Genomic DNA, 25,637 nt, shown 5'->3' with positions numbered 1-25,637 from the left:
GGCGGCTGTCCCGCTCCTGGCGGTTCTCCCGCTCCTGGCGGCTGTCGCGGCCTTCCGACTTACGCTCGGCGCCGCGCTGCTCGTCGGCACCACCCGATTCGGCGGCCGCGCCGACCCGACCGGGCGAACGGCGGCGGCGGGTGCCACGCCGGTTGTCGTCCTCACCTGCGGACTCGGCGGCGTGTGGGCGCCGGGTGCGGCCGCGAGTGGGGGCACCATTGGTCCCGCTGCCGGACTCGGCCGGGGTCTCGCGCGGGGCGGCCTCGGTCTCGTCCAGCGCCGGCTGATGGGCCTTGGCGGCCGGGACCTCCTCGGCGCGGGCCATGCTCTTCTTGGTGGAGCGGGTCCGCGGTGCGGTCGTGCCGCCCTGCTTCTCCTTGATCGCGGCGATCAGGTCGCCCTTGCGCAGACCACCAGTCTCGATCCCCAGTTCCCCCGCGAGTTGGCGCAGTTCGGCGAGAACCATGCCGGAGAGTCCGCCACGTCGCCGCGGGGTGCCGTTGGCCTCGGATTCCTGCTGGCCAGCCGAAGAGGCGTTCGTCGCCTCGCTGCTCAACAGTTCGGTGTTGCTCACGAATGTCCTTCCTGACCGGACCGCGCCTCCTACGCGACCCAGCGGATTGCCCGCCCGCTCTTGGAGTGCGGGCGGCCGGTGTGTGCTACCAGCCCTCTTGCCGGTTCGGATCAGCTTCGCGCACGCGACGCGACCGATTTCGGCGATGGCTCGGGGAACCAGCAGCACCGGGCGGTGGGAGGTACCCGGCTCGCGTGGTCCATGTGTGACGCATCCACTCCGATCCACACGTGCCGATGCACGCCCTGCTGCCGCCTCATTCCAGGATTTCCCGACTCACATTGCGCCCGGTGGAGAACCGGGACGCTACGGGACGTCGAACTGGCGTCATGGTCACCTCGGGGGCCACACCGTGGAACTTAAGGCCCCCACCCCGACATCGGCAACGATGTGCACCACCGATCGTCCCGAAGCGAACTCAATTGAGTTGACAACTCCTGCCTCGGTCACCGCGATCGCCCCGAACCCGCTAAGTTGATCTTCACCCGTGGCGGGTGGAGTTCAATTCACAGCGGGAGATGCGTCCCGGAAAACGATGTTCCGGGCACGGCACCGGCGCCCTGGGCGCGGTGACTGATTGACCTTGAGGGTAGACGCCCCGTAGTCCGGGTGCAACAACCCCCCTGGGCGTGGCACGCCCTTCGCAGATCACGCCATCGACAACTGCCCAACAAAAGCTGCGGTTAGCGGCCGACGACACTTCCTTTGTACCACTCGTCCGCAAGTCGCCGGGCTCGGGGGCCGTGAACTGGGCTTTTCGGCCCGGTTCACGGCATGCGGGTCAGGCCTGCGGCTCGACCCGCACGCCAGCCGGATCGACCGGAAGACGCAGCTCGTCGAAGCCGTTCGGCGCAATGTCGGCGGGAAGCTCCCCGCCTGGCGGGAACGCCAGTACCGTCGGGCCCGCACCGGACACGGCGGCGGCGATTCCGACCGCGCGCAGCCGACGGACCAGCGCGATGGTTTCCGGCCAGGCCGACTCGCGGTAGTTCTGGTGCAGCCGGTCGTCGGTGGCGGCCAGCAGCAACGCCGGATCGCTGGTGATGGCGTGCACCGCCAGCGCCGCACGGCTGGCCGCGAACGCCGCGTCCGCGTGCGGAACCCGTTCGGGCAACAGGCCGCGGGTGGTGTGCGTCAACGACTCCTCTTGGGGGACAAGGACGATCGGTGACACGTCCGGGTGCGGCCGCATCCGGACCGCGTGGAAGCGCCCGGATTCCTGCCAGGCGACGACGAATCCGCCGAGCAGGCTCGCCGCGGCGTTGTCCGCGTGTCCTTCCCGGACCGCGGCCAGCTGCAACGCCCGGTCGGTGTTTTCGTTGTCGCGCAAATCGAATCCGGCGAGCCCGAAGGCGGCGGCGACCCCGGCGACGATGGCCGCCGCCGAGGAGCCCAACCCGCGGGAGTGTGGAATCGAGTTCTGGCAGTGCAACCGCAGCGCCGGCGCCGCGAAACCCAGTTCGGCCAATGCTTTGTGGATGACCCGCACCACCAGGTGACGCTCGTCAGTGGGCAGTTCGGCGGCGCCCTGCCCCTCGACCAACACGCTCGCCGAACTCGCGGCTCCATCGACGACCTGCACGGAAACCGCGTCGTACAAGGACAACGCCATGCCCAGGGTGTCAAAACCGGAGCCGAGGTTCGCGGTGGAGCCGGGCACCGTCACCCGGACGGCCGATACCGGCAGTCCGGTCATGCCAGTTCCAGCGCGGTGGCGACCGCGCCGGGGTCCACCGGCAGCGGCTCGACCTCGACCATGCCGGACAGGGCGGTGTCCGGGTCCTTGAGGCCATGGCCGGTGACCGTGCACACCACGACCGAACCGACCGGGAGCCGGCCGTCGGCGGCGGTGGCCAGCAGGCCGGCGACGCTGGACGCCGAGGCGGGCTCGACGAAGACGCCTTCCCGCGCGGCCAGCGTCCGGTAGGCGTCGAGGATCTGCTCGTCAGTCACCGCTTCGAACAGCCCGCCGGACTCGTCCTTCGCGCGCACCGCACCGGCCCACGACGCCGGGCTGCCGACCCGGATCGCGGTCGCGATGGTCTCCGGCTGCGCGATGGGCTGGCCGTGCACCAGCGGTGCGGCACCGGCGGCCTGGAAACCGAACATGCGCGGCGCCTGCTCGATCACGCCGTCGGCCGCGTACTCGGTGTAGCCCTTCCAGTAGGCCGTGATGTTGCCGGCGTTGCCGACCGGCAGGCAGTGCACATCGGGCGCCCGGCCGAGCGTGTCGCAGATCTCAAACGAGGCGGTCTTCTGCCCCTCCAGGCGGACCGGGTTGACCGAGTTGACCAGGGTCACCGGGTGCTCGGCGGAGGTCTTGCGGGCCAGCTCCAGGCAGTCGTCGAAGTTGCCCTGGACCTGAAGGATCTTCGCGCCGTGCACGACCGCCTGGGCGAGCTTGCCGAGCGCGATCTTGCCCTGCGGCACCAGCACTGCCGAGGTCAGCCCAGCGCGAGCGGCGTAGGCCGCGGCCGAGGCCGAGGTGTTGCCGGTCGAAGCGCAGATCACGGCCTTGCTGCCCTCGGCGAGGGCGTGCGTGATGGCCACCGTCATGCCGCGGTCCTTGAACGAACCGGTGGGGTTGGCGCCCTCCACCTTCAGGTAGACGGTGCACCCGGTGAGCTCGGAGAGGTGGTGGGCCGGCACCAGCGGGGTGTTGCCCTCCTGCAGGGTCACGATGCGCGCCCCGTCCGGTACCGGGACCCGGTCCCGGTACGCCTCGATCAGGCCAGGCCACCCAGCACCGGACCGCACCGGCACACCCTGGACGTTCGTCACGACGATTCACCTTCCACGCGCATCACGCTGACTACCTCGCGCACCACCGGTAGCTGCGCGATCTTGTCCACTGTGGACCTCAGTGCCGCATCGGGCGCGGTGTGGGTGACCACCACGAGGCTGGCCTCCGCTCCCCTGCCCTGCTGGCGCACCACCGAAATGCTCACATCGTGCTCGTTGAACGTGGCCGCGACCTGCGAGAGCACGCCCGGCTTGTCGGCCACGTCGAGGCTGATGTGGTAGCGGGTCGGGGTCTTGCCCATCGGACGCATCGGCAGCTGCGCGTGCGCCGACTCACGGGGCCCCTTGCCCGCCACGACCAGGTTACGGGCGACGGCGACGAGATCGCCGAGCACCGCGCTGGCGGTCGGCGCTCCCCCGGCGCCCTGCCCGTAGAACATCAGCTGACCGGCGGCCTCGGCCTCGACGAACACCGCGTTAAACGCGTCACCGACCCCGGCCAGCGGGTGGCTGCGCGGGATCATCGCCGGGTGCACGCGGGCCGAAACCGACTCGGTGCCGTCCTCGTCGACCACCCGCTCGCAGATCGCCAGCAGCTTCACCGCGCGGTCCAGGGTGCGCGCCGCGGCAATGTCGCCGGGCGTGACCGCCGCGATGCCCTCGCGGTGGACGTCGCTGGCGGTGACCCGGGTGTGGAAGGCCAGCGAGGCCAGGATCGCTGCCTTCGCGGCGGCGTCGAAGCCGTCCACGTCCGCGGTCGGGTCCGCCTCGGCGTAGCCCAGCCGACCGGCCTCGTCCAGCGTCTCGGAGTAGCCAGCGCCGGTGGAGTCCATCGCCGACAGGATGTAGTTGGTGGTGCCGTTGACGATGCCCATGACCCGGTTGATCCGGTCCCCGGCCAGCGACTCGCGCAGCGGGCGCAGCAGCGGGATCGCGCCCGCCACGGCCGCCTCGAAGTAGATGTCGGCGCCCGAGGCGTCGGCCGCCGCGTACAACTCGGAGCCGTGCTCGGCCAGCAACGCCTTGTTCGCGGTCACCACCGACTTGCCGGACCTTAGCGCGGTCAGCAACAAGCTGCGGGCCGGTTCGATGCCGCCGATCAGTTCCACGATGACGTCGACATCGCCATCCACCAGCGCTTGCGCGTCGGTGGTGAGCAGGTGCTCGGGCACGTCGGGGTGCTTGTGCGGGCGGCGCACGGCCACCCCGGTCACCAGCATCGGCGCGCCGGTGCGCGCGGCGAATTCCTCCGGTTGGTCCTGCAATAGGCGCAGCACCTCGGTACCGACGGTCCCGCACCCCAAGAGCGCGACCCGGATCGGTTCACGGTCGTGGATCACTCACACCTCCAGCCGGAGCAGGTCGTCCTCGGTCTCCCTGCGCAGCAGCAACCGCGCCTGACCATCGCGAACCGCCACCACGGGCGGCTTGGGCAGGCGGTTGTAGTTGCTGGCCATCACGTAGCAGTACGCGCCGGTGGCGGCCACCGCTAGCAGGTCTCCCGGAGCAATGTCCTCCGGCAGCCAGCTGTCGCGCACCACTACGTCACCGGATTCACAGTGTTTGCCCACGATACGGGACAGCACGGCGGGCACCTCGGCACCGCGGGAAACCAGGCGGCAGTCGTAGACGGCGTCGTAGAGCGAGGTGCGGATGTTATCGCTCATGCCGCCGTCCACGCTCACGTACTTGCGCTCCACGTCGCTGCCGAGCGCCACGTCCTTGATGGTGCCGACCGCATAGACGGTCACCATGCCCGGGCCGACGATGGCGCGGCCGGGCTCGACGGCGATCTTCGGCACCGGGATACCGGCGTTCTCGGCTTCCTTGCCGACGATCTCGTGCAGCCGGACCGCCAGCTGCGCGGACGGCAGCGGGTCGTCCTCGGCGGTGTAGGCGATGCCCAGACCACCACCGAGATCCACGGTGGAAGCGGTGGCCAGCGCGTCGGCGCCGTGCTCCTCACGCAGCTCCGCCAGCAGCCGGACCACCCGGTGCGCGGCCAGCTCGAAGCCGTCCACGTCGAAGATCTGCGAGCCGATGTGGCTGTGCAGGCCGGACAGCACCAGCGAGTCGGCGTTGAGCACGCGGTGCACCGCCTCGGCGGCCTGCCCGTTGGCCAGCGAGAAACCGAACTTCTGGTCCTCGTGCGCGGTCGCGATGAACTCGTGGGTGTGCGCCTCGACGCCGACGGTGATGCGCACCAGCACATGCTGGCGGACGCCTCGCTCGGTGGCGATGTGGTCCAGCCGGGTGATCTCGTGGAACGAGTCCAGCACTACGGAACCGACCCCGGCCTCGACCGCGTCGGTCAGCTCGGCGACGGACTTGTTGTTGCCGTGGAAGGTGATCCGCTCGGGCGGGAATCCGGCGCGCAGCGCCACGGCGAGCTCGCCGCCGCTGCACACGTCCAGGCTCAAGCCCTCCTCGGCGACCCACTTGGCGACCTCGGTGCACAGGAACGCCTTCGAGGCGTAGTGCACGGCAGCCGGGTCGCCGAACGCTTCGGCGTAGTCGCGGCAGCGCGACCGGAAGTCGTCCTCGTCGAGCACGAACAGTGGGGTGCCGAAGCGTTCGACGAGCTCCCGGACGTCGATCCCGGCGAACCGGGTGACGCCGTCGGTGCCGCGCTCGCAGTTGCGCGGCCACACGTGCGGGTGCAGCAGGTCGAGTTCTTCGGCGGTGCTCGGAACAGGCCCTGCGGTGTTGCCGGGCGGCACGACATCGGCGTGCCGCGGTCCGGCGGGATGGGCGCGCATTTACAGCTCCTTCGCGCGGCCTGCCGCTGGACAGGCCGTTGTTGCGTACATCGGCTCGCGCCAGGGCCCTACATCTTCTCGGGGGCGTTGACCCCGAGCAGGCCGAGGCCGTTGGCGAGGACCTGGCGGGTCGCCTCGCACAGCTGCAGCCGCGCGATGGTCAACGGGCTCGCCTGGTCGTCACCGGGCTGCAGCACCCGGCACGCGTCGTAGAACTTGTGGTACGCGGCAGCCACGTCCTCCACGTAGCGGGCCACCCGGTGCGGTTCCCGCAGCTGGGCGGCCGAGCGCACCACGCGCGGGAATTCACCCAGGGTGCGGATCAGGTCGCCCTCACGTTCGTGGGTGAGCAGCGACAGGTCGGCGTCGTCCACCGAACCCAGCTCGATGCCGAGCGAGGCGGCGTTGCGCTGCAGCGAAGCCAGCCTGGCGTGCGCGTACTGCACGTAGAAGACCGGGTTCTCGTTGGTGCGCTTGCTGATCAGGTCCAGGTCGATGTCGACCGCGGAGTCCGCGGAGGACCGGATCAGCGAGTATCGGGCCGCGTCGACGCCGACAGCGTCGACGAGGTCCTCCAGGGTCACGACGGTGCCTGCGCGCTTACTCATCCGCACCGCTGCGCCATCGCGCACCAGGTTTACCATCTGCCCGATGAGGATCTCGACGACGGCGGGGTCGTCGCCCAGCGCCGCGGCGGCCGCCTTCAGCCGCGCGATGTAGCCGTGGTGGTCGGCGCCCAGCATGTAGATGCACAGGTCGAAACCGCGACGGCGCTTGTCCCGCAGGTAGGCGACGTCGCCGGCTATGTAGGCGGGCGCGCCGTCGCTCTTGATCAGCACCCGGTCCTTGTCGTCGCCGTACTCCGTGGAGCGCAGCCACCAGGCGCCGTCGCAGAAGTACACGTGACCGGACTTCTTGAGCTCCTCAACGCACTCGGCGACAGCGCCGGAAGTGTGCAGCGAATCCTCGTGGAAGAACACGTCGAAGTCGGTGCCGAACTCGTGCAAGCTCTGCTTGATCTCGTCGAACATCAGCCCGACGCCGATGCGGCGGAACGTCTCGTTGCGCTCCGCTTCGGGCAGCTCCACGGCGTTCGGCTCGGCCTTGAGCACGGCCGCGGCGATGTCGGCGATGTAGTCGCCGCCGTAGCCGTCCACCGGGGCGGGCTCGCCCTTCGCGGCGGCGACCAGGGACCGGACGAACCGGTCGATCTGCGCGCCGGCGTCGTTGAAGTAGTACTCGCGGGTCACCTCGGCGCCCTGCGCGGCCAGCACGCGGCCCAGCGCGTCGCCGACCGCCGCCCACCGGGTGCCGCCCAGGTGGATAGGGCCGGTCGGGTTGGCCGAGACGAACTCCAGGTTGACCTTCAGCGCGGTGTACAGATCGCCGCGTCCATAGGCGGCGGAGCCGTTGAGCACCTCGCGCACGATCTGGCCCTGCGCGTCGGCGGCCAGTCGCAGGTTGAGGAAGCCCGGCCCGGCGACGTCCACGGAGTCGATGGCGTCCTGCCCGGTCAGCGCCTCGGCCAGCCAGCCAGCGAGATCCCGCGGCGAAACGCCGACCTTCTTGGCGACCCGCATGGCCAGGTTGGTCGCGTAGTCGCCGTGCTCCGGGTTGCGGGGTCGCTCGACCGTCACCGCCTCCGGCAGGACGGAAGTGTCCAGATCCCTGGCGATGAGGACCTCGACGGCGGTGTTGCGGACCAGTTCTGCGAGCGCGGCGGGAGTCACCCTATGCAGTCTAAGGATGCGTCCTCGCTGCTCAGCCAACGGGTTCGGCACGGCGAGACCGGGCACACCACTCCGTGTGATCACATTGTCACTCATATGTGAGAACGTGGTGGCGAGCATGGGACGCACGGCCACCCGAAGCGCCCGCAATCTCTACACTGACGGGCCGGATCCCCCGGTGGTTCTTGTCGAGACGAGGTTTGCGAACAGCATGGCGAACAGGAAGAACAAAGCGGTGCGCGGCGCCGTGGTGCACCAGCGGTCGATCCCCTGGATGCTGATCTCCGGCGTCACCGTCGTGGTGGTGTTCGCGGCCGTGATCTTCGGCTACGCGTACTCCCGGTGGTCCGGGCAGGAAGCCGTCCGGCAGGCCCAGGCCGAGGCGGAGAAGGCGACCGAGGCGTTCAAGCCGTCGCCGCAGAACCCGGACCCGTCGAAGGCGATCCCCGGCGTCACCGTCGTGAACTACCCGGGCCAGATGCACGTCACCCCCACGCAGCGGGTTGCCTACGACCACAGCCCACCGTTCGGCGGCCCGCACGACGGGATCTGGGCCGACTGCACCGGAGTGGTCTACCCGGAGGCGGTGCGCACCGAGAACATGGTCCACTCGCTGGAGCACGGCGCGGTGTGGATCGCCTACAACCCGGACAAGGTCGACGGGCCCGGTCTGGAGCGGCTCAAGGCCCGCGTGGACGGCAAGCCCTACACGGTGATGTCGCCGTACCCGGGTCTGGACAGTGCGATCTCGTTGCAGTCGTGGGGCCACCAGCTCAAGGTCGACCGCGCCGACGACCAGCGCATCGACCAGTTCATCACCGCGCTGCGGTTGAACAACAACGGCGCCTACCCGGAGGTCGGCGGCTCCTGCCAGGCCTACCCGGGCGCGTTCGACACGAACAACCCGCCGAAGTTCGACGGAACCCCGCCCGGCCCGGGCGCGGTCCCCATGGACGGCCGCGGCTCCTCCCAGGCTTCCGGCGAGATGGGTCAGTGAGCAGTGTCGGTTGAGGCGCGGCGGCCGCTCGTGGCCCGCATCTTCGTGGCCGTCGCGGCCGCGGTCGCCCTGCTGCTGCTCGGGGCGGCGCTCGGTCTGCTGATCCGGGTGCCGTCCTTCGACAGCGCCGAACCGAAGCCAACAACGGTCGACATCGGGTTCGCGCAGGACATGTCGGTGCACCACCAGCAGGCGGTGACCATGGCGACGCTCGCGCGCGAGCGCGCCGCCGACATCGCCGTGCGGCAGCTGGCGTTCGACATCGAAACCAACCAGCGCGATCAGATCGGCCGGATGCAGGGCTGGCTCAGCCTGTGGGGCCAGCCCGCGCAGGACGTCGGCCCGCTGATGACATGGATGACGGCGGACGGTGGCCACGACCACACCGCTCCCGCGGCGGCCGGGGCGTCCTCGGGAGGACTGATGCCGGGCATGGCCACCAGCGCGGAGATGTCCCAGCTGCAGTCGCTACGCGGCCCGGAGTTCGACGTCTACTTCCTGCAGCTGATGCTGCGCCACCACGAAGGCGGCGCCCCGATGGCCGACTACGGCGCGACGCACGCGGCGCTGCCAGCGGTGCGCGAGCTGGCGAAGAACATGCTCGGCTCGCAGCGCAGCGAGAGCGACCTGATGCGCTCCATGCTCTCCGAACGAGGCGCACAACCGCTGCGCTGACGCGAGCATGGGAACCTTCCTGTCACCACCGGGCGGCGATCACCAGGTCAGGGCTTGGCAACGCTTGGCGCATTCCGCGGGTTCGACCTGCAGGGTCGCGTGGTCGATCTGGTAGCGCTCGGCCAGGAGGCGCTGCGCCGCGATCAGCACGCCGCCGTGGTCGGCGCCAGCCCCGGTGGTGAGGTGGGCCGAGGCGACCTCCATACCCGAGGTGAGGGTCCACACGTGCAGGTCGTGCACCTCGGTGACCGATGGCAGCGCGGCGAGATCGGCCCGCAGCACCTGCACGTCCACGCCCTCGGGCGCTTGCTGGACGAGGATCCGCAGCGCCTTCCGGGCGAGCTTCCAGGTTCGCGGCAGCACGAACAGGCCGACGGCGACGGCGACGATCGGGTCTGCCAGGTACCAACCGAACGCCCAGGTCACGGCGCCACCGATCAGCACGCCGACGGAACCGATGGTGTCCGCGAGCACTTCGAGGTAGGCGCCGCGCACGTTCAGGCTCTCGTTGGCGCCCTGGCGCAGCAGCGCGAACACCACCAGATTGGCAACCAGTCCTGAGGCGGCGGTCAGCATCATCGGCAGGCCGGCGACCTCCGGCGGTTCCTGGAACCGGGCGATGGACTCGTAGAGGATGTAGCCGGCGACGCCGAACAGCAGCACGGCATTGGCGAGCGCGGCCAGCACTTCCATGCGGTAGAGGCCGAAGGTCCGCTTGTCCCCGACCGGTCGCCGCGCTGCGGTGATCGCGGCCAGCGCCATGCCGACCCCGAGCACGTCGGTGAGCATGTGCCCGGCGTCGGAGAGCAGCGCCAGCGATGAGGTGAAGTAGCCGACCAGCGCTTCAAGGACGAAGAACGCGAGCAGGATCGCGAACGACGCGACCAACCGCCGCAGGTAACGACCGGATGCGCTGACCGCATCGGCGGCCGAGCCGTGCCCGTGCCCCTGACCCATCGACCATCCTCCCCACGCAACCCTCAAATACATAGTGAAGTATGCATGAATGCACGTGTCAAGTCTTGGAATCCCACCCGCCTGGACGCGAGCAAGGGAACCTTCCTGCCATCCGCGACAGGAAGGTTCCCTTGCTCGAACTGCGCCGCGAAGGTCCGGTGAAATGCGAGAAGAGGCAATCCGACCCCCGCCGAAGGGGACCTGCCGGGTGCGCTAAGCTAACGATCGTCCGCAGCGACAAGCCCTCGTAGCTCAGCGGATAGAGCACTGCCCTCCGGAGGCAGGTGTCACAGGTTCGAGTCCTGTCGAGGGCGCAATACAGTAGCAGTGAGATCCGCCCCTGAGCAGGCAGAATGCCCTCAGGGGCGGATCTCGCATTTCGGCCATTGCCTGTCGTGCGATGCACGTGGACGGCTTTGATCAGGTCGACCGCCACGAGATCGTGATCACGCACGACCTTGCCGGTCATAGACGCGGACGATTGGCTGATGGACACGTCGACGACAAGCCGCGGCTTAGAACGGAGGGCTACGGCGGCCAACCGATAGGTCCACGTCCAGCGCCGCCAGCCAGGCCAGGTGGCAACCTAGCTGCGGACCGCCGGATCCATGGTTGAGGCTCACATGCTGCTCGTCCCGGCTGAGAATCGTCCGCAAGCGGTCCCTTTTCGCACACCGCCACTCCTGGCTTCCGCACATGTCCGGCCTGGAACCCGAAGGCATACCGGCGCACAGAGATCAGCTTCTTAGCGGGTTCTCCGCTAAGGGACCGATTCGTCCCGTCATCGGGTGGTGTGGGCGCCGCCGTTCACGTGCAGGGTTTGGCCCGTGATGTGGCTCGTGCTCTCGGACGCCAGGAAGTACGCGGCCTCGGCGATGTCGCTCGGGGGACCCGGCCGCCCGTTGAGGGTCGCTTCGATCAGCGCCATACGGCGTTGTTCGCTGAGCTGCCCGTGGAAGAACTCGGTTCCTCGATGTAGCCCGGAGCGATCAGGTTGGCCGTCAGGCCCTTCGGGCCGATCTGCGCGGGCAGGCCGCTGGCGTTCCAGGCCGCCAGCGCCGCCTTCTCCGCGCCGTAGGAGGTAGGCATATTCGGCGCCGATGGATCCGACGTTGATGATGGTGCCGCCCGGCCGCAGCTTGTCGAGCACGGCCGTCGTGGTGAGCACCGCGCTGAGCAGGTTGTCGTCCAGATTCGCGCGCCACGTGTCCTGCATCTGCTCCAAGTCCGCCGCTTCCCCGGCCCGCTGGAGGTCGGTGTTGCCGCCGGCGATGTTGACCAGCACGTCGAGGTGTTCCACGAGTTCAGCCGCCAGCTCTGCCACCTGCCCAGGATCGGCCGCATCGCAGGCGATCAAGCGGACATCGAGTTCGGCTGCCGCAGCCGCCAGCCGTTCCGGGTTGCGGCCGGTGATGATCACGGTGTCCCCGGCGGCGGGGAATCTTGCTGCCACGCCCTGCTGGATTCCGCCGCCTCCGGTCACCAGCACGACGCGGTTCACTGTTGACTCCCAAACTGATACGTTTAGTTCTAAACGTAGCGCGGGAGGTTGTCGATGTCCAACAGTTCAGGCGCCGAGGATTATCCGCTCGCTTCGACCTCCACGTGGCCGACGGCGGACATCGCTACCGCCTGGCAACGCGAACTCCCCGGCGTGAACACGGATTCCATCGAGGTCATCACCCCAATCTGGCGCATCGCGAAAGTTCTCGCCGACGACCGGCGGCGCACCCTGAACAGGCTCGGGATCGATCCGTCCACGCTGGACCTGCTCAGCGTGATCCGCCGCGCCGGGCCGCCATACGAACTCACCACTCGCGAGATCACCCGCCGAACGCTGGTCACCCCCGGCGCGGTCTCCCAGCGCATCGCACGGGCCGAACAGGCTGAGCTGGTCGCCCGAGCACCGTCAACGGCATCGCACCGAGCGGTGGCCGTCCGGCTGACCGACGCCGGTCACCGCCTCATCGAAGCCACCGTGCGCGAGCTGTTCGAACACGAATCGCAGCTGGTCAGCGTGCTCGGAGTGGCCGAACGCGTGTCCCTCACCGGATTCCTCGCCAAGCTCGAACAATCGCTTGTCGAACCGTCCCAGGACGAACCGGCGGGGTAAGAATCGTCCACTTCGGACTCATTCGGGGCCCTGCTCAACCGGTTCAGCTTCCCCGTTTGGGCAGGATGCCGAACAGGTTCCGTTTGCCGCGGATCACGTTAGGTGACAGGAAGATTCCCATGCTCCACCTCGCCTGGCGAAGGCCAGTCGCTGCCCAACAGCTGCGAAGCCGAACCGCGCCAGGAGACACCGAAGTTCGCGGGTTGAACCGATCCGGCACGTGGTAGGTTTGCGGTCACTGATCGCGCTCGGCGGCTCCGCCGGAGAACGAGCCGAGCTCGTAGAAGTCATTTATGTGACCGTGGACGAGTTCGACGGCCCGCGGCGCGTCGTACTCTTCGATGGCCCGCAGGATCTCCCGGTGCTCGGCGCGCACCGCCTTCGCGGTCTCGCGCCAGTCCGCCAACTGCTCGTATGCGTCGATCATCTGGCGTTGGATGGCGGTGCGCAGCGAGCTCATCAGGTAGGAGGCCAGTGAGTTGCCGGTGGATTCCGCGACCCGCACGTGGAATTCGGTGTCCAGCCGGTTGAAGTCGCGGGCGGTGAGCTCTGGCGCGTCCATCTGGTCCAGGATGCCGCGCAACGCCTCGTGATCCTCGAGGGTTGCATTGCGCGCCGCGTCGGCGACCGCCCACTCCTCCAGCATCAGCCGGGTGCGGATGACGTCGGTGTCGCTGAAATGCCCGAGCGCCAACTGCATCTTCAGCAGGATCGCGAAGCCCTCGCCGGGACGACCGACGAACACCGTCCCCCCTTCGGGGCCCCGGCCGGGCCGAACGTCGACAATGCCGAGCGCTTCCAGCACGCGCAGCGCCTCACGCAGCGACGGGCGGCTGACGCCGAGGAGCTGTGAGAGTTCACGTTCGCTGGGCAGCCGGTCGCCCGGTGCGAGCAGCCCCTCCAGCATGCGCTGCTCGATCTGCGCCATGACCTGCTCGTAAGTGCGGACCTTGCGCACCGGCTCCCATGAGCTCTGGCTCGCGGAACTCATGTTTCTCCTCGATCTCCAGCGGTGGTGCCCGGGACCGCTCTACCTTACGGGCGACCTCCGCAGCTGTCTGGCGTCAGCCACGCGTCGTCCGTTCCAGCTCGCGCCGCAACTGCACTGCCAGCATCGACTCGTCCACTTCGATGTCGTCCCAACCGAGCACGCCGCCTTCGGGAACGTCGTTGCGCAGCTTGAAACCACGCGCTAACCCCATCGGCAACGCACCCGACTTCAGCGACACCTCGGCCGGGGTGAGCCTCCGTAAACCATGTAGCCGCCCTTCACCGTCGAGGATGTCCCCAGCCTTGAGGGCGCGTTTGGCGACCGAGACCACGTCGCCGCGGAAGCCAGTCGGGCATCCGGTCGCCTCGCCGCGCACTGCGGCCGAAGCGACGCTGACGCCGAGTTCGAGGCCGATCAGGTGGTACGGCCGGTAAAGCGAGCCTTAGCGCCCGGTCTCATCCGTGCGCACACCATATTCGGCGAAGCACTGGACGGCGTAGTCGGTGCACGCTTCGAAGGTGACCTAGACGCCCCAACGCAGGTCCCGCGCCACCTCGGCGCCGTCGCGGCGCAGGCTGGAGGCGATCTCGACGGTGCCCCGTCGGGCCAGCTGACCGCCGATCTCGGCAGCCCGGAACACTATTGTCAGGTCGTCGACGCCGCAGGGCAGGAAAAACAGACCTTCGTCCTGTCGCACAAGCTCGCAGATCAGCGTCGGCTGGTCGCCGTATCCCCTCGAGAAGACGACTCCGGCTTTCCGGGCCCACTCGGCGAGCAGCGGCCCCACCATCCAGTCGGCCTCGACGTCGACCATCACGCCGTGCCGACCGGCATCGATCGCCCGGACAGCGTGATACGTGCCTGCCACCGGATCGCCGATGATCTCCAAACCACGTCCAGGCCCGGAGCATCGACCAGTGCACCGGCGCTGTCGGTGACATTCGTCCCGCCGCTGCGCAACGCCTCGTCGAAGTCGGCCGCCGCGTAACGCTCCGCGGGCCAACCAGTGCGCTCCAGCGCTGCACGTGCCCGCTGTGGCGCCAGATCCGCGACACCGACGACGTGCACGCATTCGGTGCTCAACGCCTGAGCGAGGAACATCGAAGCGAACTTCCCCATCCTGATCAACCCTACCCTGACCGGTCCCCGATCCCGTGCCCGCTCATCCAACAAGGTGGGGAGATTCATCAAACCCCTTACTGGCCATACGGTCTGGCCACAACTGGCATCGAACCCAGGTTCACCACAAACCACCGCCAACCCGCCATAGGGGGCGACAGCATGGGAACTTTCCTGTCTTCCGAACCGCGACAACGCAGTTCGGAAGCGGGGCCACCGATCTTCCAAAGTAGTTGAAAACGATTATCATTGATTGCTGGGGGGGTCGGTCACCTCGGCTCTGCAGCAAGGGAACCTTCCTGTCACCAGAAGCGAACACGCACCATCAAATCCCCAGAGAGGACGCGATGGCGGAGCACAACCTCGAACACCGCATCGGCGAGTACACCCTTCGGCAGCCCGACGACCCGATGCCGACGGAGCACGAGAGGTCATGCTCGACACCTTCTACGAGGAGTTCGGACACGGCTACGACCCGAGATGGCACGCGGACGTAATCGGCATCGAGCACGCATACCTCCAAAATCCCCGGCAAGCCCTGTTCGTCGCGGCCCGCAACGGCGAGGTTGCGGCGACAACCGCAGTGCGTGCCAACGGACCCAGCGGCCTGCGACATCCACAATGGAACGTCGACCGCTACCCGAGCGGCGCGACCGCCTAGTTGCTAAGGGGTTTACGCCGACGGGGCGCATCGCCGACACGGCCGCACGCCCCCTAGCTAGTTGCGATGGCTTGCAATTTCATGGCCGACACCGATGGATATTCGGCGATCTACCTGCACACCAACCCGGCGATCGAAGAAGCCAAACCCTTCTGGCACGCGATGGCAAAGGAGATCTACGACGCGCGCAGAGATCACCAGTACATCCCGGCCATCCACTTCGGATTTCCCGATTCCGCGCTGAACGCACCCGATCGGGATCGACACGATCCCGGGGTTGCTCAGCGGGAACCACGCGAAGTCCACACCGGGCAGGATCGAGTCCGGCGAACCCGAAACAACCGGTGAGAAGATGACCAGCACCAGGCACGAGCTCAACCCGCCGTAGATCCCCAATAGCGTGCCGCAGGTGTTGAACGCCGCCAGAACAGCGAGAACAGCAGCGCCGACAGGTTCGCTGAAGCGGCAACCGCAAACGCAAGCGAGACCAGGAACGCGATGTGCTGCCCTTTGACGAGGATCCCTCCGAGGATCGACGCGGCACCGATCACGAGCGCGGTCACTCGCGCCACACGAACCTCCGAATCCGGGCCCGCCTTGTCGTGCTTGAGGACGTTGGCGTAAACGTCGTGGGAGAAGGATGCGGACGCGGTCAGCGTAAGCCCTGCGACGACGGCGAGGATCGTCGCGGATGCGACCGCGGCCCGGATTCCCAGCAGCACCGTTCCCCTGACCCGGAAGGCCAGCAGCGGCGCTGCGGAGTTCTGGCCGCCGGGGGCCGCGAGGATCGCCTCCGTGCCGTTGACCGCCCCCGCCCCGTACCCGATCACCAGGGTGCACAGGTAGAACACGGCCATCGTGCAGGTCGCCCAAGCCGGAACGACGTGCCTGCAACGCGTTGGGCACTGTGTAGAACCGCATCAGCACGTGCGGCAGGCCGGCGACGCACAGAACCAACGCCAGCGACAGCGACACGAAGTCCAGTCTGGTCACGTCGCTCTGCCCGTACTTCGCGCCGGGCGAGACACCATGAGCGTTCCTGCCTTGATGATCTGCACCCAGGTGGTTCCCTTCATGCCGCCCACCAGCACGTAGACGACCACGACCACACCGACGCCGCCGATGACCAGCGCCTGGCCGCCGAGCTGTGCACGTCGAGCAGCAGCGCCACCAGGCTGCCTGCACCGGCCATCTGGGCGATCATGTAGCCGAACGAAATTACCAATGTGGACACTGCGGCGGCCGCACGGACCGGACGCTGCCGCATCCGGAAACTAAGCACGTCGCCCGTCGTGAAGCGTCCGGTGTTGCGCAGGAGTTCGGCGACCAGCAGCAGGTTGATCAGCCAGCCCACGACGAAGCCGAACGAGTAGAGGAAGCCGTCGTAGCCGTGCACCGCGATAGCCGCGGCGATTCCGAGGAACGACGCCGCCGACAGGAAGTCCCCGGAGAGGGCGATGCCGTTCTGCGCACCGGTGAAGCGGCCACCGGCGGCGAAGGAGTCGGTCGCGGTCCCGGTGCGGCTCACGCGGTAGACCAGGTAGAGCGTGATCAGCACGAACACCCCGAAGATGCTCATGTTGAGCACCGGGTTGGTGTCGATCATCGAGTGCCTTCCCCGACCACGTCCTGGTAGAGCGCTTTCACCCGCGGATCGATCTGGCGAGCCGCGTACTGGAAGTAGAGGGCGGTAATCAGGATCGTGGTCACGAACTGGCCGACCCCCATGACGAGGGCGATGTTGACCTCGCCGACGAGCCGAATGCTCATGAATTCCGGCAGGTAGGCGGCGATGATGACATATCCGAGGTATCAGATGAGGAACACCGCGGTCATCGGGAAGGCGAAGTGGCGCAGCCTGGCGCGCAGGTCGAGGAATTCGGGGCTCCGCGCGATACGCTCGTAGTCCGGTGCCGACGGCCGATGAGCTCGCGGTGCGGGCTTGTCGATCCTACCGAAAGTGGCGGCCGCTGCGGGCCCGCTGCTGGGGGTGCGCGGCGGCGGGGGCTGAGTTGCGTTGGGCATGCGTCCTTCCAAGCAGTAGAACTGCACCGACGTGGTTTCGGCCAGTGCTCTTGAGTTCCCCGAGCTCCGTGGCCGATCACCTGGGTCCGCTTCGATCCGGCGATATCGAGTGGTTCGCGAATCCAAGGTGTCGGTGAACCGCGCTGCCTGCGCTGCCAACCAACCCGGAAGTCTAGCCAGCGAACCGACGCACCCAGACCCTGCAACAACACAGCACACACATTGATGAATTCATCGATCACAGTATGTGGTCAACGGGATGTGCCTGCTCAGCGCTGAAGCACCATTATGCCTACCTGCTCGTACCCGAAAAACCTTGATGGGAAGCCAGTTTCGGCTGGTCAACAAGGCAGTTAGCGGACTCGCCGGGAACCCGGGCGGAACTCCTCCCAGCCCCCTTGCCGAAAAAATCATTCGTAGCTCCAACATCTACCTATCGAGCGACAAAAACGCATCCAGATATTGCCATGACGAACACGATCAGTGTTCACGACTTTCTCCATCCAGAACCGCCTCGGCAACAATGATCTACACCAGCGAAGAATTCGCTGGTCAGCAAACCAAATCCGAGAACCGGAGGAGATCATTTTGTTGAGGTAGTGTTCTGCCACCGACACTCGGCGACGAAGAATCCGGTGCGGCCGCGACCACCTCCGGCATCGATCGCAGGCTCCGGACTCCGCTGTCGACGACGACCGCACCGGACATATGCGAAAACCCGGCCGCGAGCAACGCCACCAACCACCAAAGACCTGCCGCGCACACCACAGACGGGCCCATGCTGCCCACCACACGAGCGCGCCGTCGGTGCAGACTTCGACCGCGCGGGAAAGGACTGCGTCGTGAGCAGCGGACTTGAGAACCCGGCCGCGAACGCGACCCGGGCGTCCACGTGGTCGCGCACCACACAGAAGCCCGCCGGGCGGATCACCAGTTGGCGCAACTGGAAACTACCGGTCAAGATCACCGCCGTCGTACTCGTTCCGGTGATCTTCGCTCTGGTGCTCGGCGTGCTGCAGATCCGCAGCCAGATCAACCAGGCCGACCAATACACCAAGCTGGACCGGGTGGTCGCGGCCGGCAACGTCGTACGCACGGCCGTTGACCGCCTGCAGCAGGAACGCAACAAAGCCGCGGAATTCCTGGTGCGCGGGCCGGTTTCCGCGCCGGAAGTGCAGGAACGCTACACCGCGACTGACCGAGCCCTAGACGAGATCCACCAGCGACTGCGGGCCGTCCCGGACAGCGATGCGGTCCGGTTCGCCCGGCAGGACACCGACCGGCAGCTCACCGGGCTCGCGCCGATCCGCCAGCAAGTGCTGGGCGGCCACCCGGACCCCGGGGTAGTGATCAACACCTACACCGAGTTCGTCGGGGTGCTGCTTGCGCTCGACCGCACGCTGACCAGCCAGATCTCGTCGTCCCAACTGGTGTCCACCGCCATCAGCGCGCACGAGCTGGCGCAGATCAGCGAGGAGATGCAGCTCCAGCAGGCCCTGGTGCTCGTGGGGCTGACACGCGGCAACTTCACCTCCGACAACCTGACTCGGCTCGCGGCCAGCGAATCCCGCCGCACCTCCGCGGTCAAGGAATTCCGCGCGTCCGCCACGCCGCAACAGCGGATGCGCTACGACCAGCTCTACGCCAAACCGGAGGTGCCGGCGCGGGAAACGTCGGTCCAGCTGGCGATGGTCGAACGCGACAACAGCAAGTCGTGGATCTCCACGCAGCTGGTATCGCCCTCGGTTTGGAAGGACCAGTCCCGGACGGCGCTCGAAGCACTCAACAAGCTCCAAACGCACCTTGACCAGCAGCTGCACGACACCGCGTTCGCCTTACAGGACACCTCCAGCAACATGGCCGGGCTGGAGTCGGTGATCCTGCTGTCGGCGCTGCTGATCGCGGGGGCGATCGTCGTGGTGGTCGCCAGGCACCTGCTCGGCTCCCTCGATATCCTGCGACGCACCGCGCTGGACACGGCGAACCACCAGCTGCCGCAAGCTGTCGCCGACATCCGTGCCGGTCACGCCACCCAATCCCCCGTCGACCAGGTGCCGGTTGAAAGCACTGACGAGATCGGCGAAGTGGCGAGGGCCTTCGACGACGTGCACACCCAAGCCGTCAACCTCGCCACCGAGCAGGCCGAACTCCGCCGCAGCTACAGCGACTCGTTCGTCAACGTGTCGCGACGCAGCCAGAGCCTGCTGGAACGGCAGCTCCGGCTGTTCGAGCAGCTGGAACGAGACGAGGAAGACCCCGACCAGTTGGCGACGCTGTTCCAGCTGGACCACCTCGCCACCCGGATGCGCCGCAACAACGAGAATCTCATGGTGCTCTCCGGGGCTGACCCGGCGCGACGGTTTTCCCAGCCGACGTCGCCCGCAGATCTGATCCGGGCCGCGGTGTCGGAGATCGAGCACTACCCGCGGGTTATCGTCCAGCCGCTGCCGGACGTCAAGATCGTCGGATACGCTGCCAGCGACCTGGTACGGCTGCTGGCCGAACTCCTCGACAACGCGGCGAACTTCTCGGCCCCGGAAACCCAGGTCACCGTTTCCGGACATCGGCGCGACGACGGATCGCTGGAAGTCGACATCGTTGACCGCGGCATTGGCATGTCCCCGGACGAGCTGACCGCGGTCAACCAGCGGCTGTCCACCGACGAAGAGATTCAGCTATCGACGTCCCGGCGCATGGGCCTGTTTGTCGTCGGCCAACTCGCCAGCCGCCACGGAATCCGGGCCGAACTGCGCCCCGGACCCGAGGCGGTCGGCGTGCACGTCGCGGTCAGCCTCGGCCCCGAACTGCTGGTGGATGTGGCAGGCCCGGTACTGCCGGGCGCGGCCAACGGCATTGTGCCCCATGACTGCACCGCTGACACGCTGGTCGAGGAGTTCGACTGGGCGGCGGCCGAACAGGACGCGTCCAGCCAGCGTCACCTCGTGCGCAACGGATTCCACCTGTTTCGCTACCCGGCCAACGGGGCTCCGCCGGCGCCGCCAGGCGAACTGTCCAACACCCAAGAATTCACCCCAGCGTCCGCGCAGATCACCGAACAGCACAACGACGAACCAGCCCCGACACCGATCTTCGACATTCTCGCCTCCGCGTGGTTCCAGGTGCCGTCGCAGACATCCCACGCCGCCACCCGACCCGCCATCCAATGGCCCGCTCCCCCAGCGGATGTCGGGAGGAAGGGAACCTTCCTGCCGCCGGTGGCAGGAAGGTTCCCTTCCTCCCAGTCCACGCGGAAGAGTCACGGCGGCCAGAGCGTGTGGACCTTCGCGAACGACGAGGCGCGACGGCGAGCGGAAGAAGTCGCGGCCTCAGAACCCGCCGACTACACCACTGCGGGTCTTCCGCTGAGGGTTCCGCGAGCGAACCTGGTGGCTGGGAGCGCCGGAGCCGAGCACAGCGAACGAGCACGGCCGCCCCGCGATCCGCATGTTGCCCGCGGCCGGTTGGCGAGCTTCCAGGCCGGTGTTAGACGCGGCCGCCACAGGCAGCAGTCGGCCCCCCACAACAGCACCGCACCGGCAGGGACATCGCCGCAGGAGGCCCCGGCGCCGAGCACCAACAACGGTGCCGCCGCAGCACCCGAGCCCCTCATCGACCAGGAATCCGTCGACTACACCACTGCCGGACTGCCCCGGCGAACGCCAAGAGCCCAACTGGTACCGGGAACGATTACCGATCCGGCTGTGAAGCCGCGCCGCGATGCGGACCTGACGCGTGGGCGGCTGGCCAGTTTCCAACGCGGAGTCCGCGAAGGCAAGCACAGCCTCCGCGACGCGCACTCAGCCGACTAGCACCGGTGACAACCCGAATCAGTGGAGAGGACAGGAGGGCCGATGAACGCCCAAAACTCCCAACCGAACCAATTCGGCTGGCTCATCACGGACTTTACCGAGAGAGTTCCAGGCGTGGCGCACGCCGTGGTCGTCTCAGCCGACGGGCTGCTGCTGACGGCATCCGCGAAACTGCCCACCGACCGAGCCGACCAACTCGCAGCGGTCGCATCTGGGCTGCTCAGCCTCACCCAAGGCGCGGCGCGATGCTTCGAGGCCGGCGCCGTGCACGAAACCGTGGTTGAAATGGAACGCGGCCTCATGCTGCAGATGGCGATCAGCGGCGGCTCGTGCCTGACGGTGCTAGCCGCACCGCACTGCGACATAGGCCTGATCGCCTACGAAATGGCTTTGCTGGTGGAACGAGTCGGCCAGATCCTAACCCCCGAACTGCGCTCCCAACTTCAGGGAACGAATCGGGTGATGACCGGCCAGTCGGTGTGAGGACGGCATGAGCACAGGTTCGGACTCGTCCGGGCGACACCGCTGGGATGACCGAGAGTCACGCGAAGCCGACGCCATGTCTGAGGTCTTCAACCGGTTCACCCTCGACAGCGGCCGTCGTGGGCGCCGCCGCAAACGGGCTCGCGACGAACCCGAATCGCAGGAATTGGCACCACCGACTCCGGAGCCGCCCTGGCCATCGTCCCAACCGGTCGACCCCCAAGCCCTGGCCTCGACTCGTGAGCAAGCGAACCCCCAGGAGTTCGAAGCTGCAGCCACCTACATCCGGCCATACGCCTGGACGGGTGGTCGCACCCGGTCGAATCACCGGCTGGAACTGGAAACCCTGGTGTCCACCAGCGAACCGGGTCTACCAGGAAAGCTGCAGAGGTTCGAACACGACTCGGTCGCCGAGCTGTGCCGGCATCCGCGTTCTGTGGCGGAAATAGCTGCGCTGCTGGACGTTCCACTCGGCGTGGCGAAGGTCCTACTCGGCGACATGGCCGACCTCGGCCTTATCACGGTGCACCGGACAGTGAGCGAAAACGGCAGCAAGCCGCACTTGTTCTTGATGGAAAGGGTTTTAAGTGGGCTTCGCCGACTCTGAACGTCCCGACGCGGATCTCGTGGAGCAGCGCGCGAACCGCAGACAGCCGCTCGATTCGATACCTGAGGTTGGCAGACATGACACCTGAAACGCGATCCCGTACTGCGCAAACCGGTGGTCGGTCCACGACCGCAACCTCGGCGAAGATCGTCGTCGCGGGTGGCTTTGGAGTCGGCAAAACCACGTTCGTCTGTTCCGTGTCAGAGATCGTTCCGCTGACCACCGAGGCCGTCATGACCGAAGCCAGCAAAGGCATCGACGACCTGCACGCCACCCCGAACAAGAACACCACGACGGTGGCCATGGACTTCGGCAGGTTGTCGCTGGATTCCGATCTGATCCTCTATCTTTTCGGAACGCCCGGCCAGCAGCGCTTCTGGTTCATGTGGGACGACTTGGTCCGGGGCGCGATCGGCGCCGTGGTGCTCGTCGATACCCGGCGCCTCGCCGACTGTTTCTCAGCCATCGACTTCTTCGAAGACCGCCGACTGCCCTACATTGTGGGGCTCAACTGCTTCGACGGAACCCTGCTCCACCGCGTCGAAGAGGTCCGGGAAGCCATCGCGATTCCAGCCGACGTCCCGATCGTTATTTGCGACGCCCGAAACTGCGAATCCACCAAGCAAGCACTGATCTGGCTCGTCGAATACGCCATGCACTGGTGGCTGCGCCGCACCGCCTAGTCGGGTGCAGCAAGGGAACCTTCCTGTCATCCGCATCGGTCTGGATGCCGTTGTAGATGACGGGCTGGCCGGTCTCACCCTGCACTTCGACAGTTCGGTTCAGCGCCCTGACGATCCCCGAGGTCACCGTTCCTCTAACCCCAGTGGCGAGCCAATGGCGACGACGGGCTGCCCAACCGTCAGCTCGGAGGACTTGCCGAATTCCGCTGCGGTGAGCCCGCTCGCCCCGTTGAGCTTGATGACCGCCAGGTCGTTTGAGGGCGAGGTGCCCACGACGTTTGCACTTCTCGTCGTCCCGCCGGGAAGGGTAACAGTGATCTCGCCGCCAGAACCGATCACGTGGTTGTTGGTCAGCACGTATCCGTTCGAGGTCAACACCACGCCGGTTCCTTCGGAACCGCTTCGGCTGCCGCGATGATGTCGACCGTGCTCGACAATGCTTTACCAGCCGCGTACTACACGGTGCCGGTCTGAGCGTTGTGGGAGGCGGCGGAGGGGAGGAGCATGGGAACCTTCCTTTCATCGGATGGCAGGGAAGTTCCCATGCTCGCGTCCTAGCAGCCACTGCTTCAAAAAAGGGTGCCCGACACAGCTCCGAATCTGGACGAATTAGCGAAGCCATCGACTTGGCATGCTGGATAGTGCTTGGCATGCGTACAACGGTCACCAAAAGCTCAGTCATGCCGTACACCGATCGGCGGGTTCTTCGCGTCGTCGAGTTGGAGAAGCTCGGGATCTCTCAGTCGACGTCGTATCGCCGGGCTCGCCCGGGCGGGCCATGGACACGGCTCGCTCCTGGCGTCGTGCTCGTCGTGCCAGGACCACCGACGATCAACGATCGCATCAACGCAGCGCTACTACGTGCCGGGCCCGGGGCGATGATCACGGGCCTGCACGCCGCACGGCTGCTCGGGTTGAGAACTCCCCCAGAAGATGTGGACATTCACGTGCTGATCCCGCACCGCCGCAAGGTCCAGAGCTACCCCGGAACAAACTTCGAACGGACAACCCGACTACCCAAACCAGTTCATGTCAACGGTATTCCGGTCGCCCCTCCGGTGCGAGCAGTCATGGATGGTGCCCGTACTTGGCAGACCTGGACCGTGACAGAAAGCCTGCTGTTCGAGGCGATTCAGCAGGAGAATCTCTGCCGGTTCGGGGACCTCGTCGCCGAGATGGAGCTCGGCAGCAGGCGAGGAACAGCAGTGCCACGTGCAATTCTCCGCACGTTCAAGGACTCACCAACCCCGTTCCGGGGTGTCCGGTCACGTGGCACGCCACCAGCGGCTCTGTATGAACGGCACGTGGCCTGAGGATCCAAGGCACTTGGTCAGGGCCTGGTGCTCGATGGGTTTCCGGGACAGCATGCCAGGCATCGACCGTTTCGCGGGTGGTGCTGTGGCAAGCGCTGGACAAGTACCAACTCTGGTCACTACCCGTCGGATCGTCGCAATAGCCGACCAGCCGGACGTGGATGCGGATCGGCCGGCTCTAGCGCTCCTGGGAGAATGGATTGTCGACGTCGGTGATCTCGGTGACCTGCGCCGCGGCATGCCCGAAGCCGAGCTGGTGGACTTCGGAGATGCGACGATCGTTCCGGGGTTCAACGACGCTCACCAGCGTCCGACGATGACGGCTGCGAACCAGCGGGACGTCGACGTCCCGGCGGTGAGTTCTCGTGCTGCTTTGCTTGATGAGCCCAAGGTCCGCGCCCGCAGCACGCCTCCCGGGCAGTGTGCGCTCGGGACCCGCTACGACCATGGAATGTCGACTGGTGGCACACCGCTGAGCCGTGCGGACCTTGACGAGGTCACGGCGAAGCCTCCGTCAAAGGGCGGCTCTGCGCCGGCAACCTCGCGGATTTCATCTTGCTGTCCAACGATCCGCTGGCCGTCGGCCCGAAAAACCCGTCGGGCATACACATTCACCAAACCTGGGTCGGCGGGCGGCCGGTTTTGGTGCGACGAGGAGGACCGACCAATGACTCTCGAAACGACTACCAGGACTGCGAAACCACCAACGTCGAACCCGGCATCAGAGCAGGCGCGCGACGCCCTGGCCTGATTGGCGGGAGCATGGGAACCTTCCTGGCCCCCACGCCGCGACGGTTCCCTCGCTGAGTTGGATTCAACGCCTCGGAGGGATACGTGCTCAAGGAACGAAAGTCGCTGTGGTGGTTGTTGGGGCCATTCGTGCTTTATGTGCTGGCACTCCCGCTGTACAACAGGATCGAACCCGTCGTTCTGGGCTTGCCGTTCTTCATGTTCTGGACGTTGTTGGCGACGTTGCTGACCCCGGCGTGCATCTGGTTTGCCGCTCGCAAAGATCCGCTGTGGCGAAGTGATCGGGAGCGTCGACGGGGTGACGGCGAATGAGGACTAACGCTGCAGTTTTCGGGCTCTTCTGCTGCTTCCGTGGGTGGGTTAGGCGCGCCCGGGGAGGGTGGGTGGGTGGCCGCCGAGGGCGAGCATGGCCAGGGCGATGAGTGCTTGAGGGCTGCGGAATCCGAAGGCGATGCGGGTCAGGAGGCGGATTTTGGTGTTGGTGGATTCGATGAGTCCTTGGGAGAGCCCGTGTTCGAGGGCGGCGTCGATGGCGGCGCGGTGTTTGATGATCTTCTTAGCGAGGTCGATGAAGACGGGGATGCGGCAGCGCCGTGCCCAGGAGATCCAGCGGTCCAGGGCTTGTTTGCCTTGCTCACCTTTGACTGTG

At 67.0% G+C, this 25,637-nt stretch carries 26 protein-coding genes, 1 tRNA gene and 2 pseudogenes; 11 read left to right on the top strand and 18 right to left on the bottom strand.

Going from position 1 to position 25,637, the window contains the following annotated elements:
* From ACWDKQ_RS14885 to argS, 6 genes are all read right to left on the bottom strand, one after another.
* Positions 1–574, bottom strand: a 574-nt coding sequence (locus tag ACWDKQ_RS14885) for a Rho termination factor N-terminal domain-containing protein (protein WP_450139301.1), incomplete at its 3' end; no start/stop codon positions are given.
* A gap of 781 nt (positions 575–1,355) precedes the next feature.
* Positions 1,356–2,270, bottom strand: coding sequence for a homoserine kinase (gene thrB / locus ACWDKQ_RS14880; RefSeq protein ID WP_450139300.1), 915 nt, complete (start codon positions 2,268–2,270; stop codon positions 1,356–1,358).
* Positions 2,267–3,331, bottom strand: a complete 1,065-nt coding sequence (gene thrC, locus ACWDKQ_RS14875) for a threonine synthase (protein WP_450139327.1) — start codon at positions 3,329–3,331, stop codon at positions 2,267–2,269. The genes thrB and thrC overlap by 4 nt, the downstream gene beginning before the upstream one ends.
* 20 nt (positions 3,332–3,351) lie before the next feature.
* Positions 3,352–4,656, bottom strand: coding sequence for a homoserine dehydrogenase (locus ACWDKQ_RS14870; RefSeq protein ID WP_450139299.1), 1,305 nt, complete (start codon positions 4,654–4,656; stop codon positions 3,352–3,354).
* Entirely contained in the window at positions 4,657–6,075 is a 1,419-nt protein-coding gene (gene lysA / locus ACWDKQ_RS14865) for a diaminopimelate decarboxylase (RefSeq protein WP_450139298.1), read from the bottom strand.
* Between the two features lie 68 nt (positions 6,076–6,143).
* On the bottom strand, positions 6,144–7,805 hold the full coding sequence (argS, locus tag ACWDKQ_RS14860) for an arginine--tRNA ligase (RefSeq protein ID WP_450139326.1): 1,662 nt from the start codon (positions 7,803–7,805) through the stop codon (positions 6,144–6,146).
* A gap of 211 nt (positions 7,806–8,016) precedes the next feature.
* On the opposite strand from argS, the gene ACWDKQ_RS14855 reads away from it, so the two are divergent.
* Positions 8,017–8,802: a DUF3105 domain-containing protein gene (locus ACWDKQ_RS14855; protein ID WP_450139297.1), complete on the top strand. Its 786-nt coding sequence runs from the start codon at positions 8,017–8,019 to the stop codon at positions 8,800–8,802.
* A 30-nt stretch (positions 8,803–8,832) separates the two neighbouring features.
* Complete coding sequence (locus ACWDKQ_RS14850) at positions 8,833–9,477, top strand: DUF305 domain-containing protein (RefSeq protein WP_450139296.1); 645 nt, start codon at positions 8,833–8,835, stop codon at positions 9,475–9,477.
* Between the two features lie 39 nt (positions 9,478–9,516).
* Here the strand turns inward: ACWDKQ_RS14850 and ACWDKQ_RS14845 are convergent, their stop codons facing one another.
* On the bottom strand, positions 9,517–10,434 hold the full coding sequence (locus tag ACWDKQ_RS14845; protein WP_450139295.1) for a cation diffusion facilitator family transporter: 918 nt from the start codon (positions 10,432–10,434) through the stop codon (positions 9,517–9,519).
* A 241-nt stretch (positions 10,435–10,675) separates the two neighbouring features.
* Here ACWDKQ_RS14845 and ACWDKQ_RS14840 point away from each other — a divergent pair.
* Positions 10,676–10,748: transfer RNA gene (locus tag ACWDKQ_RS14840), tRNA-Arg, on the top strand.
* Between the two features lie 467 nt (positions 10,749–11,215).
* Here ACWDKQ_RS14840 and ACWDKQ_RS14835 read toward each other — a convergent pair.
* The gene (locus tag ACWDKQ_RS14835) at positions 11,216–11,935 is read right to left on the bottom strand and encodes an SDR family NAD(P)-dependent oxidoreductase (RefSeq protein WP_450139294.1); all 720 of its coding nucleotides are present in this window, start codon (positions 11,933–11,935) and stop codon (positions 11,216–11,218) included.
* A gap of 54 nt (positions 11,936–11,989) precedes the next feature.
* Between ACWDKQ_RS14835 and ACWDKQ_RS14830 the strand changes: the two genes are divergently transcribed.
* On the top strand, positions 11,990–12,547 hold the full coding sequence (locus ACWDKQ_RS14830) for a MarR family winged helix-turn-helix transcriptional regulator (RefSeq protein ID WP_450139293.1): 558 nt from the start codon (positions 11,990–11,992) through the stop codon (positions 12,545–12,547).
* Positions 12,548–12,782: 235 nt separating this feature from the next.
* Here the strand turns inward: ACWDKQ_RS14830 and ACWDKQ_RS14825 are convergent, their stop codons facing one another.
* The 4 genes from ACWDKQ_RS14825 to ACWDKQ_RS14810 all read right to left on the bottom strand — a co-directional run bounded on the left by ACWDKQ_RS14825 (position 12,783) and on the right by ACWDKQ_RS14810 (position 14,657).
* Entirely contained in the window at positions 12,783–13,538 is a 756-nt protein-coding gene (locus ACWDKQ_RS14825; RefSeq protein ID WP_450139292.1) for a FadR/GntR family transcriptional regulator, read from the bottom strand.
* Positions 13,539–13,611: 73 nt separating this feature from the next.
* Positions 13,612–13,914: an SAF domain-containing protein gene (locus ACWDKQ_RS14820; RefSeq protein ID WP_450139291.1), complete on the bottom strand. Its 303-nt coding sequence runs from the start codon at positions 13,912–13,914 to the stop codon at positions 13,612–13,614.
* A 147-nt stretch (positions 13,915–14,061) separates the two neighbouring features.
* Positions 14,062–14,352, bottom strand: coding sequence for a hypothetical protein (locus tag ACWDKQ_RS14815; RefSeq protein ID WP_450139290.1), 291 nt, complete (start codon positions 14,350–14,352; stop codon positions 14,062–14,064).
* A complete protein-coding gene (locus tag ACWDKQ_RS14810; protein ID WP_450139289.1) occupies positions 14,352–14,657 on the bottom strand; it encodes a hypothetical protein in 306 nt (101 codons plus the stop codon). Before ACWDKQ_RS14810 ends, ACWDKQ_RS14815 begins: the two co-directional genes overlap by 1 nt.
* A gap of 433 nt (positions 14,658–15,090) precedes the next feature.
* Between ACWDKQ_RS14810 and ACWDKQ_RS14805 the strand changes: the two genes are divergently transcribed.
* A complete protein-coding gene (locus ACWDKQ_RS14805) occupies positions 15,091–15,318 on the top strand; it encodes a hypothetical protein (RefSeq protein WP_450139288.1) in 228 nt (75 codons plus the stop codon).
* A gap of 228 nt (positions 15,319–15,546) precedes the next feature.
* Here the strand turns inward: ACWDKQ_RS14805 and ACWDKQ_RS14800 are convergent.
* The 3 genes and pseudogenes from ACWDKQ_RS14800 to ACWDKQ_RS14790 all read right to left on the bottom strand — a co-directional run.
* Positions 15,547–16,924 (bottom strand): annotated as a pseudogene (locus tag ACWDKQ_RS14800) (solute symporter family protein); the annotation flags it as partial.
* A pseudogene (locus tag ACWDKQ_RS14795) lies at positions 16,921–17,118 on the bottom strand (DUF485 domain-containing protein); the annotation flags it as partial. The pseudogenes ACWDKQ_RS14800 and ACWDKQ_RS14795, both read right to left, overlap by 4 nt.
* 12 nt (positions 17,119–17,130) lie before the next feature.
* Positions 17,131–17,343 carry a hypothetical protein gene (locus ACWDKQ_RS14790; protein ID WP_450139287.1) on the bottom strand — a complete coding sequence of 71 codons (213 nt, stop codon included), beginning with the start codon at positions 17,341–17,343 and terminating at the stop codon, positions 17,131–17,133.
* Between the two features lie 842 nt (positions 17,344–18,185).
* On the opposite strand from ACWDKQ_RS14790, the gene ACWDKQ_RS14785 reads away from it, so the two are divergent.
* From ACWDKQ_RS14785 to ACWDKQ_RS14770, 4 genes are all read left to right on the top strand, one after another.
* A complete protein-coding gene (locus ACWDKQ_RS14785; RefSeq protein ID WP_450139286.1) occupies positions 18,186–21,152 on the top strand; it encodes a nitrate- and nitrite sensing domain-containing protein in 2,967 nt (988 codons plus the stop codon).
* A gap of 42 nt (positions 21,153–21,194) precedes the next feature.
* Entirely contained in the window at positions 21,195–21,635 is a 441-nt protein-coding gene (locus ACWDKQ_RS14780) for a roadblock/LC7 domain-containing protein (protein ID WP_450139285.1), read from the top strand.
* A 7-nt stretch (positions 21,636–21,642) separates the two neighbouring features.
* On the top strand, positions 21,643–22,242 hold the full coding sequence (locus ACWDKQ_RS14775) for a DUF742 domain-containing protein (RefSeq protein WP_450139284.1): 600 nt from the start codon (positions 21,643–21,645) through the stop codon (positions 22,240–22,242).
* A gap of 77 nt (positions 22,243–22,319) precedes the next feature.
* Positions 22,320–22,925 carry a GTP-binding protein gene (locus ACWDKQ_RS14770; protein WP_450139283.1) on the top strand — a complete coding sequence of 202 codons (606 nt, stop codon included), beginning with the start codon at positions 22,320–22,322 and terminating at the stop codon, positions 22,923–22,925.
* Between the two features lie 123 nt (positions 22,926–23,048).
* On the opposite strand, the gene ACWDKQ_RS14765 is transcribed toward ACWDKQ_RS14770, so the two are convergent.
* Positions 23,049–23,306 carry a S1C family serine protease gene (locus ACWDKQ_RS14765; RefSeq protein WP_450139282.1) on the bottom strand — a complete coding sequence of 86 codons (258 nt, stop codon included), beginning with the start codon at positions 23,304–23,306 and terminating at the stop codon, positions 23,049–23,051.
* Positions 23,307–23,605: 299 nt separating this feature from the next.
* On the opposite strand from ACWDKQ_RS14765, the gene ACWDKQ_RS14760 reads away from it, so the two are divergent.
* The gene (locus ACWDKQ_RS14760) at positions 23,606–24,238 is read left to right on the top strand and encodes a hypothetical protein (protein ID WP_450139281.1); all 633 of its coding nucleotides are present in this window, start codon (positions 23,606–23,608) and stop codon (positions 24,236–24,238) included.
* A 178-nt stretch (positions 24,239–24,416) separates the two neighbouring features.
* Here ACWDKQ_RS14760 and ACWDKQ_RS14755 read toward each other — a convergent pair whose 3' ends face one another.
* Positions 24,417–24,686, bottom strand: coding sequence for a hypothetical protein (locus ACWDKQ_RS14755; RefSeq protein ID WP_450139280.1), 270 nt, complete (start codon positions 24,684–24,686; stop codon positions 24,417–24,419).
* A gap of 386 nt (positions 24,687–25,072) precedes the next feature.
* Here ACWDKQ_RS14755 and ACWDKQ_RS14750 point away from each other — a divergent pair, with 386 nt between their 5' ends.
* Positions 25,073–25,300, top strand: coding sequence for a DUF3311 domain-containing protein (locus ACWDKQ_RS14750; protein WP_450139279.1), 228 nt, complete (start codon positions 25,073–25,075; stop codon positions 25,298–25,300).
* Between the two features lie 48 nt (positions 25,301–25,348).
* On the opposite strand, the gene ACWDKQ_RS14745 is transcribed toward ACWDKQ_RS14750, so the two are convergent.
* A partial coding sequence (locus ACWDKQ_RS14745) for a transposase (protein ID WP_450139278.1) occupies positions 25,349–25,637 on the bottom strand: 289 nt, incomplete at its 5' end.

The sequence above is a fragment of the Saccharopolyspora sp. NPDC000995 genome (genome assembly GCF_053599315.1).
This window is presented reverse-complemented; position numbering and strand designations above follow the sequence as displayed.